Origin of the sequence: Georgenia subflava, assembly GCF_009193155.1 — a bacterium.
Lineage (GTDB): Bacteria > Actinomycetota > Actinomycetes > Actinomycetales > Actinomycetaceae > Georgenia > Georgenia subflava.
The window spans coordinates 1,333,324-1,347,214 of record NZ_VUKD01000001.1 but is presented as its reverse complement, the minus strand read 5'-3'; the positions used below and the strand labels follow the sequence as shown (position 1 = coordinate 1,347,214).

10 protein-coding genes are annotated in these 13,891 nt (G+C 72.9%); 4 read left to right on the top strand and 6 right to left on the bottom strand.

Annotated features, from left to right (window positions below; translation table 11 throughout):
• The first annotated feature begins 136 nt into the window (after window positions 1–136).
• The gene (tcuA, locus tag GD748_RS06105; RefSeq protein WP_152194221.1) at window positions 137–1,609 is read left to right on the top strand and encodes an FAD-dependent tricarballylate dehydrogenase TcuA; all 1,473 of its coding nucleotides are present in this window, start codon (window positions 137–139) and stop codon (window positions 1,607–1,609) included.
• Window positions 1,610–1,797: 188 nt separating this feature from the next.
• On the opposite strand, the gene ligD is transcribed toward tcuA, so the two are convergent.
• The 4 genes from ligD to GD748_RS06085 form a co-directional block, all read right to left on the bottom strand.
• Window positions 1,798–2,769, bottom strand: a complete 972-nt coding sequence (gene ligD / locus GD748_RS06100) for a non-homologous end-joining DNA ligase (RefSeq protein WP_152194220.1) — start codon at window positions 2,767–2,769, stop codon at window positions 1,798–1,800.
• A 67-nt stretch (window positions 2,770–2,836) separates the two neighbouring features.
• Window positions 2,837–3,427, bottom strand: coding sequence for a histidine phosphatase family protein (locus GD748_RS06095; RefSeq protein WP_152194219.1), 591 nt, complete (start codon window positions 3,425–3,427; stop codon window positions 2,837–2,839).
• A gap of 157 nt (window positions 3,428–3,584) precedes the next feature.
• Window positions 3,585–4,124, bottom strand: a complete 540-nt coding sequence (locus GD748_RS06090; protein WP_152194218.1) for a hypothetical protein — start codon at window positions 4,122–4,124, stop codon at window positions 3,585–3,587.
• Complete coding sequence (locus GD748_RS06085) at window positions 4,121–7,408, bottom strand: VWA domain-containing protein (RefSeq protein WP_152194217.1); 3,288 nt, start codon at window positions 7,406–7,408, stop codon at window positions 4,121–4,123. Before GD748_RS06085 ends, GD748_RS06090 begins: the two co-directional genes overlap by 4 nt.
• A 157-nt stretch (window positions 7,409–7,565) precedes the next feature.
• On the opposite strand from GD748_RS06085, the gene purB reads away from it, so the two are divergent.
• Complete coding sequence (gene purB / locus GD748_RS06080; protein ID WP_152194216.1) at window positions 7,566–9,002, top strand: adenylosuccinate lyase; 1,437 nt, start codon at window positions 7,566–7,568, stop codon at window positions 9,000–9,002.
• A gap of 67 nt (window positions 9,003–9,069) precedes the next feature.
• On the opposite strand, the gene GD748_RS06075 is transcribed toward purB, so the two are convergent.
• Complete coding sequence (locus GD748_RS06075; protein ID WP_152194215.1) at window positions 9,070–9,966, bottom strand: aminoglycoside phosphotransferase family protein; 897 nt, start codon at window positions 9,964–9,966, stop codon at window positions 9,070–9,072.
• A gap of 406 nt (window positions 9,967–10,372) precedes the next feature.
• On the opposite strand from GD748_RS06075, the gene GD748_RS06070 reads away from it, so the two are divergent.
• Window positions 10,373–10,996 (top strand): DedA family protein, encoded by a 624-nt coding sequence (locus tag GD748_RS06070; RefSeq protein ID WP_152194417.1) that lies wholly within the window; start codon window positions 10,373–10,375, stop codon window positions 10,994–10,996.
• A 30-nt stretch (window positions 10,997–11,026) separates the two neighbouring features.
• On the opposite strand, the gene GD748_RS06065 is transcribed toward GD748_RS06070, so the two are convergent.
• Window positions 11,027–11,956: a Ppx/GppA phosphatase family protein gene (locus GD748_RS06065; protein WP_152194214.1), complete on the bottom strand. Its 930-nt coding sequence runs from the start codon at window positions 11,954–11,956 to the stop codon at window positions 11,027–11,029.
• Window positions 11,957–12,245: 289 nt separating this feature from the next.
• Here GD748_RS06065 and GD748_RS06060 point away from each other — a divergent pair, with 289 nt between their 5' ends.
• On the top strand, window positions 12,246–13,784 hold the full coding sequence (locus GD748_RS06060) for a hypothetical protein (protein WP_152194213.1): 1,539 nt from the start codon (window positions 12,246–12,248) through the stop codon (window positions 13,782–13,784).
• Window positions 13,785–13,891 lie beyond the last annotated feature (107 nt).

The following is a 13,891-nucleotide window of genomic DNA, read 5'->3' as shown; positions in this document are numbered from 1 at the left end:
CGCACCGGAGTGCCACCAGCCGCCCCTCCCCGGCGGCCCCGGACCGGCCGGATCAGGCGCCGGGGCTTGCGCAGGCACCTGACACCATGCTTGTATCCATGTTGCATCCAATCTCTTCCCGCCCTGGAGGCCAGTGGTGAACTCCCCCGTACGCACCGATGTCGTCGTCGTCGGGGCCGGCAACGCGGCCTTCAGCGCCGCGCTGGCTGCACGCGACCGTGGCCGCGAGGTCGTCATGCTCGAGGCCGCGCCGCGTGAGCAGGCCGGCGGCAACAGCTACTACACCGCCGGGGCCACCCGGATCGCCCACGACGGGCTCGAGGACCTCACCGACCTCGTCGAGGCCGACGAGCGTCACGCGCGCAGCACCGTGCCGCCGTACACCCGGCAGAACTACATCGACGACCTGGCCAAGGTCACCGAGGGCCGGGGCGACGTCGAGATGGCCGGGGTGCTCGCCGACGAGGCGGCCGACGCCCTGCGCTGGCTCCACTCCGCGCACGGCATGCGGTACCGCCTGATGTACGAGCGCCAGGCGTACGAGCGCCCCGACGGGACGTTCCTCTTCTGGGGCGGCCTGCACGTGGGCAACGTCGGCGGCGGCGAGGGCATGATCGCGGACTACGTCGTCGCGGCCGAGCGCGCCGGCCTGGACGTGCGCTACGGGCACAAGGTCACCGACCTGCTCGTCGAGGACGGCCGCGTCGTCGGCGTCCGCGCGAGCACCGCGGACGGCGTCGCGGAGTTCCGGGCCGACTCGGTCGTGCTCGCCAGCGGAGGGTTCGAGTCCGACCCGGGCATGCGCGAGCAGCACCTGGGCAAGGGCTGGGCCAACGCCAAGCTGCGCGGCACCCCGTTCAACACCGGGATCCTCCTCCAGCGAGCCATCGACCTCGGCGCCGCCCGCGGCGGCGACTGGTCGTCGTGCCACGCCACGGCGTGGGACGCCTGGGCCGAGAACAACGAGTCCAACCGGGAGCTCACGAACCGGCTCACCCGGCAGAGCTACCCCCTCGGCGTCGTCGTCAACCGGGAGGGCCGCCGGTTCGTCGACGAGGGCGCGGACTACCGCAACTACACGTACGCCAAGTACGGCGCGGAGATCCTCAAGGAGCCGGGGTCGATCGCCTTCCAGCTCTTCGACGCCACCCTGCGACCGATGCTGCGCAGCGAGGAGTACGACATGCCGGGCGTCGGCGTCGTCGAGGCCGGCACGCTCACCGAGCTCGCCGAGCGGGCCGGGATCGACGCCGACCAGCTCGTCGCCACGATCGAGGAGTTCAACGCCTCGATCGACCGCTCGGTCAAGCCCGACCCCAACGTCAAGGACGGACGCAAGGCCGACGTCCAGCCGCCCAAGAGCAACTGGGCCTACCCCATCGAGACCGCGCCGTTCTACGCCTACCCCGTCACCTGCGGCATCACGTTCACCTTCGGTGGGCTCAAGGGCGACCTGGAGGGTCGGGTCCTGCGCGAGGACGGCTCGCCGGTCGAGGGCCTCTTCGCCTGCGGCGAGGCGCTGGGCGGGCTGTTCTCCGGCAACTACCCGGGCGGCTCCGGTCTCGCGGCCGGCGCCGTGTTCGGCCGCCGCGCGGGCAACCTCGCCTGACGCGCGCCCCGGCGCGGGCGACGACGCCGGTCCTGATCGGTGAGGATTCGGTGCGACAACCGCATCGGATCCTCACCGATCAGGCAAGGCGCAGCCCGCGCTGCAGTACGGAGAGCGGTCGGCCGAAGGCTCAGTCCGGCGTTCCGCCCGACCGGAGCCCGGTGCCGAGCGCCGGGCTCGGGCACAGGTCAGCGGGCGGCGTCGGGCTCGGGCGGTTCCTCGGCGCCCTCGGCCTCGTCCCGCTCCGCCCACTCCAGCAGCGGGGCGACGTCGAAGACGGCCTTGTCGATGCCGGCGTGGAGGTCGCCCACCTCCGCGAACCGGCCCGGCATGGTCGCGACGGTGAAGTCCTGCGGGTCGCAGTCCGGCACCTCGTCCCAGGTCAGCGGGGCGGACACGGTGGCTGCCGACGTGCCGCGGACGGAGTAGGCGCAGGCGATCGTGTGGTCGCGGGCGTTCTGGTTGAAGTCGACGAACACCTTGGCCGGGTCGCGGTCCTTGCGCCACCAGGTCGTGGTCGCGTCGTCGGGCGTGCGCCGCTCGACCTCCCGCGCGAACGCCAGCGCCGCCCGGCGCACGTCGGTGAAGCCGTGCTCGGGCCGGATGCGGACGTACACGTGCAGGCCGTCGCCGCCAGTGGTCTTCGGGAAGCCGGTGGCGCCGAGCTCGTCGAGCACTTCGCGCGCGACTCCGGCCACGCGGCGGACGGTGGCGAAGTCGCACGAGTCCCCGGGGTCGAGGTCGATGCGCCACTCGTCGGGCTTCTCGACGTCGGCCCGTCGGCTGTTCCAGGGGTGGAACTCGACGGTGGACATCTGCACGCACCAGATCACCTGGGCCAGCTCCGTGACGCACAGCTCGTCCGCGTCACGGTCGTAGCGCGGGAAGTGCACGCGGACGGTCTCCATCCAGTCGGGTGCCCCGTGCGGCAGCCGCTTCTGGTGGACCTTCTCGCCCTCGATGCCCTCCGGGAACCGGTGCAGCATGCACGGCCGCTCCCGCAGGGCGTTGACGATGCCGTCCCCGACGGCGATGTAGTACCTCGCGAGGTCGAGCTTGGTGTGCCCGGGGCCGGGGAAGTAGACGCGGTCCGGGTTGCTGATCCGCACGGTGCGTCCGCCGACCTCCAGCTCGGTCGCCGGCGTGCTCGCCTTGGCCATGCCTCCTCCAGTCGGTACGTCGGCGCGTCGTCGCGTCGGTGGGTCGGCGGTTCGGTGGGTCGACCGGTCAGTGCGTCGGCGGGACGTTCCAGTACTTGACGACCGGCGACTCGCGCTTGTGGGTCAGCACGCTGCGGTGCGCGGCGTCGATGAGGAATCCCTCGCCGTGCCTCACGTCCAGGCCGAGCCAGCGGGCGACGAGAGCCCGCAGCAGGTGGCTGTGCGCGACGACGAGCACGTCACCCTTCTCCAGCGACCGCCTCACCCGCCCGAGCACCCGGTCCACCCGCTCCGCGACCGCGGAGGGGGACTCACCGCCCGGGGCGCCGTCGGTCCACAGGTTCCAGGGGCCGCGCCCGTCGGCCTCGCGCCGGGCGAGGTAGTCCGCCGTCGTCAGCCCGTCCACCTCGCCGTAGTCCCACTCGGCGAGGTCCGGCACGGTCTCGAACTCCTCGATGCCGGCGAGCTCTGCCGTGCGGCTCGCCCGCTGCAGCGGGCTGACGAGCACCTCGACGAACTCGCGGTCACCGAGGTCGTCCAGGAGGTGGCGCGCCTGCTCCTCGCCGCGCTCCGTCAGCGGGATGTCGGAGGTGCCGGTGTGCTGCCCGGACACGCTCCACTCGGTCTCGCCGTGGCGCAGGACGATCAGCTCGGACATGGGCCCGAGCATGCCGCCTGCGGCAGCGGTCCGCATCTGTGGGACACGGGAGCACCGTGGACGGTGGGACCGGGTGCGTGGGACGTGGACCTGGCGCGCGCCGCGGGAGGTGGACCTGGACGGCCCCCAGTCCAACCTGGCACGGCGCGCCGGGCGGTCAGCCGTTCACGAGGGAGTCGTACAGACCGCGCAGGGCGGCCGGGTCCCACGGTTCGTCGTGGATGACGGTGCGGATCACTGCCGTGTACACCATCCGGGCCGGGTCGGCCGGCCGGCCCAGAGCCGACCCCGCGAGCACGGTGCGGTTCTGCATGACGTCCTTGAAGCGCTTCGCGACGCGGTAGAGCTCCCACCGGGCGTCCGGGACCGCCGACAGCACGAGCACCGCGAGATAGCAGCCCACGGCATCGACGAGCCACAGCGCACCGTCACCGAGATGCGGGTTCGGTCGTGCCGGGTCGTACCAGGGCGGGCGACCCGGCAGGTCCACCCGCGGGCCGCCCTGCTCCTCGAGCCGGCCCCTCAACCACGCCCACAGCGGGCCGAGACTCTCCGGCGAGCCGTCGACGGCGGCCTCGGGCCCGCCGGTGCGCCGGACCTCCCGCGCGAGCCATGCCACGCGGTCCGGCACGGCCGCGACATACGCCTCGTGGTACGCCTGCGCCTCGGCGCGGTCCAGCGTCCCGAAATCGATCATGGCAGGTGCACGATATAGGGGATCCCGTTCGATCGCAGCAGCCCGAGCAGGTCTTCGCTGGGACCGAAGATCGCGCCGGAGTCAGGGAAGAAGTGCCACTCCACCCTGGCGATGTCGCCGGCCGGGTCGGCACGCAGCGCGACGTCGCGTGCGATCTGACGCTCCACGTAGGGCACCGCGTCCCAGTAGCCCTTCTTGACCTCCGTGGCCGTCTGCGTCACGGGGTTGTAGACGTCGGGGTAGCGGTATCCCCTCGTCCCGGACCCCGGGGTCCAGCCCGGCGGACGGAACCCGACCTGGCGGGGCAGGTTGTCCGGGTCCAGCGACCTGAGGTAGTTCTCCGCGTCCTTCTCCCGGGCGTACAGGTTCGGCGAACGACGCACGCTGCTCGCGCCGTCGAGGACGTCGTCCAGGTGACGCAGGTCGATCCGCTTCATCGCCTGGGCGGCCAGGTGCGACTCCGACAGGCCGTGACCCAGGATCCGGTCGACGGCGCCGGAGTCGATGGTGCGCAGCACGGTCGTCTGACCGCCGGTGGGGAGCCCGGTGAGCAGGAGCTTGAGGGCGTCGCCACCGTGCTCGGCGGAGCGCTGGACGAACCGCGCCCCCTTGGTGCCGACCGAGAGTGCGTCGCCGGCCACCGGGAAGAACGCGGCGCCGCTCAGCCCGGCGCCGACGAGGTCGAGGGTGGTGAGCCCGCCGATGATGTCGAGCACGTCCTTGTACGCCAGGAACCCGCCGCCGAGGTTGCCGGCGAGCCAGGCCATGCTGTCCCGCTCGCAGAAGGTCCACCCGAGCGGGCAGATCCCGCCGAGGACGAAGTCACCGGCGTAGTCCCACGTGCTCATCTCCCGGTCGGGGATCTGCGGGTCGAAGCCCGCCGCGGCGTTGCGCAGCTCCCAGCCGTCGTCCCGCCGGTCGCCGTCCGTGTTGGCCGCCGTCGGGTCCGTCCCGTGGTCCTGGACCTCCTCCAGGTCGCCCACGCCGTCGCCGTCGGTCTCCATGCTGCGAGCCCGGGTGCCCAGGTCGAGCTCCTCGGGGTCGGTCAGCCCGTCAACGTCGCTGTCACTCAGACGCGGGTCCGAGAAGAGCGTCCAGATCGTGACCGGCTCGACGTCCGCGGTGAGGGTGGTGGACCACACCTCCTCCCCGTCCGGCAGGCCGTCGTCGTCGGTGTCGGGATCGCGCGGGTCGGACGTGAACGTCAGGCCCGAGCCGTCGGAGACGCCCTGCTCCTCGTCGCAGTCGCTGATGCCGTCGCCGTCGGTGTCCCGGCCGTCGTCGCCGGCGTCCTCCTCGATCTCGCGGAAGACGTCGGGCAGGTCCTCGGCGGTGGCGACGGCGTAGTAGAGCCCGCCGGTCCCCTCCGCGATGGCGGTGAGCAGGCCGGCGTCCACGCCGTTGCCGAGGCCGACGGTGTAGATCGTGATGCCGGCTCGGGCGGCGGCGAGCGTGTACGACGCGCTGTACCCGCCCTGCCCGTCCGTCAGCAGGATCATCATCTGCACGCGCGTGTCGTCGGTGTTCGCGGCGAGGGCGGTCAGCCCCGCGTTCACGCCCGCTCCGATGTTGGTGCCGCCGGACGAGTCGATCCGGTCGACCGCCGCCCGCAGCGCCGCCTTGTCGTTCGTCAACGACTGGAGGATCCGCGCGCCGGAGTCGAAGTCGACGACGGCGCCGCGGTCCTCGTCGAGGAGCGCGTCGACGAACTGCTTCGCCGACTCCCGACGCAGGCCGTTGCGGTCGTTGCTCAGCATCGAACCCGAGGAGTCGAGCACGAAGGCGACGTCGACGTAGACGGGCTCGCCGGTGCCGCCACCCGGCGCCGGGGCGCACGTCCCGCCGAGACCGGTCAGGGTGGCGTGCCAGTTGCGCACGTCGAAGACCGCGAAGATCGAGAAGTGCTCGACCGTCGTGCTCACGGTCCCCGCGACCGGGTCGACAGTCGGGTCCGTGCCGGCCGGGACCCAGTGCTCGAGCGCCGGGTCGAACGTGAACACCCTGAGGTCGTCGGCGCCGTCCGCGATGGCCCCGCGGTCGACCGGCAGGGTCAGCCGAGCCGTCTGCAGACCGTCGGCGACGTCGTCCGCGAGATCCACCTCCACCGGCTCGGTGACACGGCCCGGGGCGCTGCGCAGCCGCTCGTCGGTCACGGGGCGCACGCTCACCCCGCCGGCGAGGTCACCGGTGCCGGTCAGCCGCACGACCAGGCCTCCGTCGGCCGTCACCGTTCCGGTCGCGACGTCCGCACCGTCGACGATGCCGTCGGCGTCGGTGTCCGGGACCAGCGGATCGGTTCCCGCACGCAGCTCGGCGCCGTCGTCGGCTCCGTCGCTGTCGGTGTCCGCGACAACGGGGTCCGTGCCGTGCTCGTGCACCTCCGCGGCGTCGGTCAGGCCGTCGCCGTCGGTGTCCGCCCGGAGCGGGCTCGTGCCGGCACGCTGCTCGGCGAGCGCGTCGAGGGAGTCGCCGTCGACGTCCTCGCCCGCGTCGTCGACCCCGTTGCCGTCGGTGTCGGCGAGGTCCGGCTCGTGCGCACCGGTCGCCTGGCCGATCTCGAAGGCGTCGGTCAGCCCGTCGCCGTCGGTGTCGGCCACCAGCGGGCTCGCGCCGAAGACCAGCTCGAGGAGGTCGGGGACACCGTCGCCGTCGGCGTCGGCGTCCTCGTCGTAGCTCAGCCCGTGGTGCTGCAGCCCCGTGTAGACCCGGGCCGCAGCCTGCGAGTAGTGGGCCACCGCGGAGACCGGCTGCCCCTTGCCCCAGGCGGCGTCCCCGTTGTCCAGGTGCCTCTCGGCCTGGTCGAGGAGCCGCTCGGTCCCGCCCGCGTGCTCGGTGAGGACCTCGAGGTCCGCCACGAGGGTGGCCGTCGTCGCCCGCTCGGCGGTGAGCAGATCGCTCACCCCGTCCCGCAGCGGTGCCGTGCCGCCGCGGTTGAGCCGCACCTGGAGGGCGGTGGCGAGGGTCTTGTCGTGGGCGAAGGCCCGGCTCGACGACTCGGCGTCGCGTGGTCGCCGGTCGTCCACGAAGAGTGCGGCGGAGTCCGCGGCAACTGCTCCGAGGGCCTCGGCGGTCAGCTGGTCGCCCACCTCCGGCAGGAGATCTGCCACGAGGCCGTCCCGGAGGGCCACCGGTGTCTGTCGGACGCCGGCCGCGGAGCTGAGCTGCACGGCGAGCTGGTCGCGCCAGGACGGCCCGGCCGCGGCGGGGAGCGCGGACAGCAGCGCCAACCAGAGGGCGACGACGACGGAGAGGACGAGGGGGCGGGGTGCGAGCTGTCGCTTCATGGGGACTCCGTCGGTCGCTGAGGTCGGCAGGTACGCGGACTCAACCACGAGAAGTGGAAGTTCCGGGGCGGAACGGACACGAATTCTTGGAGCTGCCCCTCGGCCGGAGCATGGGACGGTCGGCGGCGAGCTCGGCGGCTGCTGGGATGATGGGGCCATGACTGAGCGCGTCGACCTGGCAGACCTGACCTCGCCCGTGGCTCTGGGCCCCCTGGACGGGCGGTACCGCCGCACCGTGTCCCCGCTGGTCGACCACCTCTCGGAGGCTGCGCTGAACCGGGCGCGCCTGCGCGTCGAGGTCGAGTGGCTCATCCACCTCACCGACACCGGCGTGCTGCCCGGGGCACCCCGGCTGACCGACGCGGACAAGGCGTACCTACGCGGCGTCGTCGACTCCTTCGGGGCCGACGAGATCGCCGAGCTCGCGACGATCGAGCGCGAGACCCTGCACGACGTCAAGGCCGTGGAGTACTTCCTCAAGCGCCGCCTGGACGCCGCTCCCTCGGCTCTGGGCGAGGGAACCGTTCTGCCCCGCGTGCACGAGATCGTCCACATCTTCTGCACGAGCGAGGACGTCAACAACCTCTCGTACGCGCTCACCGTGCGCGACGCCGTCACCGAGGTGTGGCTGCCGGCCGCCACCGCCATGGCCGACGACGTCGCCGCCCTGGCCCGCGAGCACGCCGGCGCCGCGATGCTCTCGCGCACGCACGGCCAGCCGGCCACCCCGACGACGCTGGGCAAGGAGCTCGCCGTGCTCGCCCACCGGCTCCGCCGTCAGCTGCGCCGGATCGACGCGGCCGAGTACCTCGGCAAGATCAACGGCGCCACCGGCACCTACGGCGCGCACGTGATCTCGGTGCCCGGCGCGGACTGGGAGGGCGTCGCGCGCGGGTTCGTCGAGCACCTGGGGCTCACGTGGAACCCGTTGACCACCCAGATCGAGTCGCACGACTGGCAGGCCGAGCTCTACGCCGACGTCGCCCGGTTCAACCGGGTGCTGCACAACCTCGCGACGGACGTGTGGACGTACATCTCGCTGGGCTACTTCGCGCAGCGGCTCTCGGCCCAGGGCTCGACCGGCTCGTCGACGATGCCGCACAAGGTCAACCCGATCCGGTTCGAGAACGCCGAGGCGAACCTCGAGATCTCCTGCGCGCTGCTGGACACCCTGGCGGCCACGCTCGTCACCTCCCGGCTGCAGCGCGACCTCACGGACTCGAGCACCCAGCGCAACATCGGCACCGCGTTCGGCCACTCGCTGCTGGCGATCGACAACGTCCGCCGCGGCCTGGCGGGCCTCGACGTCGACCTCGCTGCCCTCGCACGGGACCTCGACGGGAACTGGGAGGTGCTCGGCGAGGCGGTGCAGCAGGCCATGCGCGCCGCGTCCATCGCGGGTGCGACCGGCATGGAGGACCCCTACGAGCGGCTCAAGGAGCTCACGCGGGGCCGTCGCGTGGACGGGGCGGGCATGCGCGAGTTCATCTCCGGTCTCGGCCTCCCGGACGACGTCGAGCAGCGTCTCCTCGCCCTCGAGCCCGGCACGTACACCGGCATCGCCGCGTCGCTCGTCCGCCACCTCGACCCCTGACGCCGGCGGCCCGAAGGGTTCGTACCGATAATCGGTACAAACCGTTCGGCCTGTCGGCCGGCGGGTGTCAGCGGTCGGGGCCGGTCAGCACCCGGGCCAGCGTCTCCCGGCCGAGTGCGCCGAGGACCGGGGCGTCGTCGGAGTGGGCGAGCAGGGCCGTCGCGAGGGACAGCGCCCAGCCGCGGGCCCTCGCCCAGGTCGCGTCGTCGTGGCGGGCGCCGTCGTGGACACGCTCGACGAAGCGACGCCGGGCGTCGTCGTCGAACGTGAGCCATGCGGTCGCCAGGTCGGTGGCTGGGTCACCGGCGGTGAGGTCGCCGAAGTCGATGACCGCGGCGAGCGCCCCGTCGGCGTCGAGGACCAGGTTGGCTGGGTGGAGGTCGCCGTGCAGCCACAGGCTGGTGCCGGTCCAGGGTGGCGCCGCGCTCAGGTCGTCCCACAGCGCCGCGACCCGAGCGGCGTCGGGGACGGCGCCGCCGGCGAGCCGCTCGCGCACCGCCCGGTCCCTCGTGCCGAGCGGGACGCCGCGCACGGGATTGTGCGGGGCGTCGGCCGGGGCCGGACGGTGCAGGGCGAGCAGGAACTCCGCGAGCGGCTCGGCGACACTGTCGCGCGCCGCGGCCGGAACCACCGCGGCCGAGACGCCCGCGGTCCAGGTGCCGACGGTCCAGGACCAGGGGTAGTAGGCGGTCGGGCGACCCAGCCGGACCGGGACGGGGATCCGCACGGGTAGGTGCGCGGCGAGCCGGGGCAGCCAGCGCTGCTCGTTCTCGATCAGGCCGGCAGCCGCTGCCCGGCGTGGGGCCCGGACGACCAGGTCGTCGCCGAGGCGCCAGATGACGTTGTCCCAGCCGTTGGCGAGCAGGCGCAGGGGCAGCGCGGCGAGGTCCGGGTGCTGGTCGGCCAGAAGACGGCGCACCAGCGGCTCGTCGACGTCCACCTCGGCGGCGGGCATCCGCGCCATCGCTCCTCTTTCCTCCCGTGTGTCTCGCCGCTGCGGCATGCCAGCAGCACCGCCCCCTCGCCCTCGCCCAGCGGCAGGTCAGCAAGCACCTCGGCGTCCCCCGGGCCGACGCGGCTCGCGCATGGCGTCGGCACGACGACGGCGACCACCGTATCTGCCACCCTGACGCCTGCCAGGTGTGATGACCGGTCGGTGAGGTCGCCACGCGTGGATGGGCCCCGAGTGGTCAGGATGACATGGCGGGACGCCGTCGTCCGCCCCGGGGATGACCAGCGTCACGACCGTGGCCTGAGGACAATCCCGGCGGGCCCCCGTAGCGTTGGCGGACGTGACCCCCTTGCTGCTGGCCGCCCAGTCCGGATCCGATGCGCCCCTGGACGGGATCGCCGGCTGGGCCGTGAGCGTGATGGAGACACTGGGCGGCTTCGGCGCGGCGCTCCTCATCGGACTCGAGAACCTGTTCCCGCCCCTGCCGAGCGAGGTCATCCTGCCGCTGGCGGGATTCACGGCCTCGCAGGGCGACCTCGGGCTCGTCGAGATGATCGTGTGGTGCACCGGCGGCTCGGTGGTGGGTGCCTGGGTCCTCTACGGCATCGGCGCTCTGCTGGGGCGCGACCGCACCCGGGCCATCATGAACTGGCTGCCGCTGGTCAAGATGGAGGACGTCGACAAGACCGAGGCCTGGTTCCACCGGCACGGCAAGGGCACCGTCTTCCTCGGCCGGATGATCCCCATCTTCCGCAGTCTCATCTCCATCCCCGCGGGCGTCACCCGCATGCCAGTGGTGCTGTTCACCGCCCTGACGCTCGCGGGCTCGCTGATCTGGAACACCGTGCTCATCGTGGCGGGCTACTGGCTCGGCGAGCAGTGGCACGTGGTCGAGGAGTACGTCGGCATCTTCTCCAGGGTCGTCATCGTCGCGGTGATCCTGCTCCTGGCGTGGTTCGTCGTCGCACGCGTGCGCGCGCTTCGGATCGAGCACCGTGAACACGCCTCCGGCACCGACGTCGCCGGGAACGACGACGCCTGACCACATCGCCCGGCGCCGCATCCCGGCGAGTCAGGCGCTGAGCTGGTCCAGCCGCCGCAGGAGTACCCCCTCGCGGAGCGCCCAGGGGCAGATCTCCAGCGCCTCGACGCCGAGCGCCTTCATGGTCCGCTGCGCGACGACGGCGCCGGCGACGATCTGGTAGGTGCGCTCCGGGGTGATGCCGGGCAGCTCCATGCGCTGCTCCGCGGGGATCTTGGCCAGCCGCGGGGTCCAGTCCCGGAGGTCGGCCAGACTCATCCGGCGCCGTTCCTCAGGACCGACGACGGCCACCTGCTGGCCGGCGAGCCGGGCCAGCGAGCGGAAGGTCTTCGACGTCGCCACCACGTGGTCGGGGGCTGCCAGCCGGCCGAGCTTCTTGGCCACCGGTGCGAGCTCGTCGTCGACGTGCCGGCGCAGGCGGTGCAGCTCCTTCTCCGTGGGTGGGTCGGAGCGCAGGAAGTCGTGCGTGAGGCGTCCGGCACCGAGCGGCACCGACGCGGCGAAGTCGGGTCGCTCGTCCATGCCGAGGGCGACCTCGAGCGAGCCGCCGCCGATGTCGAGCACCAGGAGCCGGCCGGCGGCCCAGCCGTGCCAGCGGCGAGCCGCCAGGAAGGTCAGCTCGGCCTCCTCGGCACCGGTGAGCACCTGCAGGCGGACGCCGGCGACCTCCTCGAGCCGCGCGAGCACCTCCGCCCCGTTGCCGGCCTCGCGGACCGCCGAGGTGGCGATCCCGATCATCTCCTCCGCCCCGAGGCGCTCGGCCGCCCGCCGTGCGCCGGCGACGGCCTCCTCCAGCGCGGCGACGCCCTCGGCGGTGATCGTCCCGTCGTCGTCGAGGTAGCGCATCAGCCGAAGCGTGGTGCGCTCCCCGGCCACCGGGTCCGGCCGGGCGTCCGCGACCGCGTCGACGACGAGCAGGTGCACGGTGTTGGAACCGATGTCCAGGACGCCCAGGCGCATCCGCACACGGTAGCCGTTCCCCTGGCGGCAGCGAGCTCGCGAGCCCAGAGCCCCTCAGGCCTCAAGCGGCGAGAACGTCCTTGCCGGGCAGTCAACCGGGCGAGAACGTCCTTGCCGGGCAGTCAACCGGGGGAGAACGTCCCAACCGGACAGTCAACCGGCTGGATGCTCGGTCAGGACGTACCGGCGGGGACGTCGTCGTGCGCGCACGAGCCAGGTCCGCACGCGTGGCCAGGAACACATAGAGTCGAGATCGGACGCCACCCCCGACCGGAGACCCAACCACCTCATGAGCACCATGCTGCAGAAGGCCGTCACGCCGCAGATGTCGGCCGCGTACCTCGAGCGCGGGCTGGACCGGGTGTCCGGCTACGTGGTCCCGGCCGCGGACGCCGCCGCCGTGACCACCACCGAGTCGCTCTACGAGCTGCACGGGCTCGGGTTCCCCGGCTCGCCGTTCGCGCCCGACCGCCCGATCGACATCCTCCACCTGCCGTCGTCGCCGACCGGAGTCCTGGTGCCCGCCACCGGCGGGAACGACGAGTCCGGTCGGCAGGCCACCGGCGGAACCTTCCTGGACCGTCCGCCCTTCACCGGCACGGGTTTTGCCGCCACCGGCGACGTCGTCGCCCCGCTGTCGTGGCTCGAGCACACGCGCCTGAGCCCTGGCTCGCGCCTGTGGCGCTTCTCCCCCGGCGCCGACGAGCCCGAGCTCATCGGCACCTACCACGGCGTGGTCTTCGGCTGGCAGAACCACCTCGAGGACGACACCTTCCACGTGATCGTCCCGTCGAAGTACGTCGGTCACGTGGCCAAGATCGCCCTCGGCACGTTCGCGGCCGACGTGCGGACCGACGACGCCGGCGCCCCGACCGTCGTCACGCTGGCCGTCGCCGGCGGTGGGCCGAAGGCCGAGGAGCACGGCTTCACGAAGACCAAGGCCGGCACCTGGGCGAAGCAGCTCGCCGCCGCCGAGGTGCCCGAGCTGTTCGAGATCCACGCCAGCGCCCGCTGGCACGGGATCCCCGTGCGGATCGTCGACCAGGGGCCGAACAAGGAGGGCGAGCAGTTCTGCCGCATCACCTCCCTCGCGCACGACGCCGACGTCGCGGAACGGCTGCACATGGACAAGGTGGACGCCGGGGTCTACGAGGCCACGGTGGCGCTGTCCGCCCTCACCGACGTCGTCTACGCCCAGCGCATCCCGAAGGCCTGGGCCAAGCCCGGACAGGTGGCCCAGGGCGCGGTTCCGGAGGATCCCGCGACGAGCGCCCCGGCGCGCACCGCCGGTGGCGCGCGCCCCGCGGTGGGCACACCGGTGGTCACCGTGGGAACGCCTGCGGGCGAGGGCGGCGAGAACCCGATGACCAAGCACGCCGACCACCTCCGACGGATCGCGCAGGGGCTGGTAACCGTGGCGCCGACCGGGTGGACGCGGGCACGCGTGCTGTGCCGGATGGTCGGCACGCGCGGTGAGCTTCTCGCCGGAGCGACAGGTGCGGACGGCAAGGAGGTCGCGCTGCCGGGACTGCCGGGCGACGTCAGCAAGGCGATGGCCGAGATGCGGCACAACAGCTTCGAACCGGGCAAGGGCACGTGGTTCGCCGCACTCGTGACCCTCGAGCCGGCCGGCAAGCTCACGCTGAACCTCGACTACACCCACGAGCAGAAGTGGTCCAAGCCGCTCGAGCCCGGGCAGTACACGGTGGACCTGCACCGCTACCCGCGCGCCGAGGAGAACGTCCCGGACTGGCTGCGCGAGCACCTGGCCGCCGAGGCCGAGGCCGGGGCGGCCACCCCGACGGACGACGACGGCCCCCGGAGCTGAGCGGGCGAACCCCGGAGCTGCCAGAGGTCGTCGAGACGATCCGCGGACTCGACGCCTACGCGCGCACTCGACGGCGAGGCGATCCCGCTCGGTCCCGGCGGGCCGCT

Bases quoted from the DNA above. Each gene is read 5' to 3' on its own strand.
- ligD (WP_152194220.1), bottom strand. From the start codon at position 2,769: ATGGCCAAGGCGAGCACGCCGGCGACCGAGCTGGAGGTCGGCGGACGC.
- GD748_RS06095 (WP_152194219.1), bottom strand. From the start codon at position 3,427: ATGTCCGAGCTGATCGTCCTGCGCCACGGCGAGACCGAGTGGAGCGTG.
- GD748_RS06090 (WP_152194218.1), bottom strand. From the start codon at position 4,124: ATGATCGATTTCGGGACGCTGGACCGCGCCGAGGCGCAGGCGTACCAC.
- GD748_RS06085 (WP_152194217.1), bottom strand. From the start codon at position 7,408: ATGAAGCGACAGCTCGCACCCCGCCCCCTCGTCCTCTCCGTCGTCGTC.
- purB (WP_152194216.1), top strand. From the start codon at position 7,566: ATGACTGAGCGCGTCGACCTGGCAGACCTGACCTCGCCCGTGGCTCTG.
- GD748_RS06075 (WP_152194215.1), bottom strand. From the start codon at position 9,966: ATGGCGCGGATGCCCGCCGCCGAGGTGGACGTCGACGAGCCGCTGGTG.
- GD748_RS06070 (WP_152194417.1), top strand. From the start codon at position 10,373: ATGGAGACACTGGGCGGCTTCGGCGCGGCGCTCCTCATCGGACTCGAG.
- GD748_RS06065 (WP_152194214.1), bottom strand. From the start codon at position 11,956: ATGCGCCTGGGCGTCCTGGACATCGGTTCCAACACCGTGCACCTGCTC.
- GD748_RS06060 (WP_152194213.1), top strand. From the start codon at position 12,246: ATGAGCACCATGCTGCAGAAGGCCGTCACGCCGCAGATGTCGGCCGCG.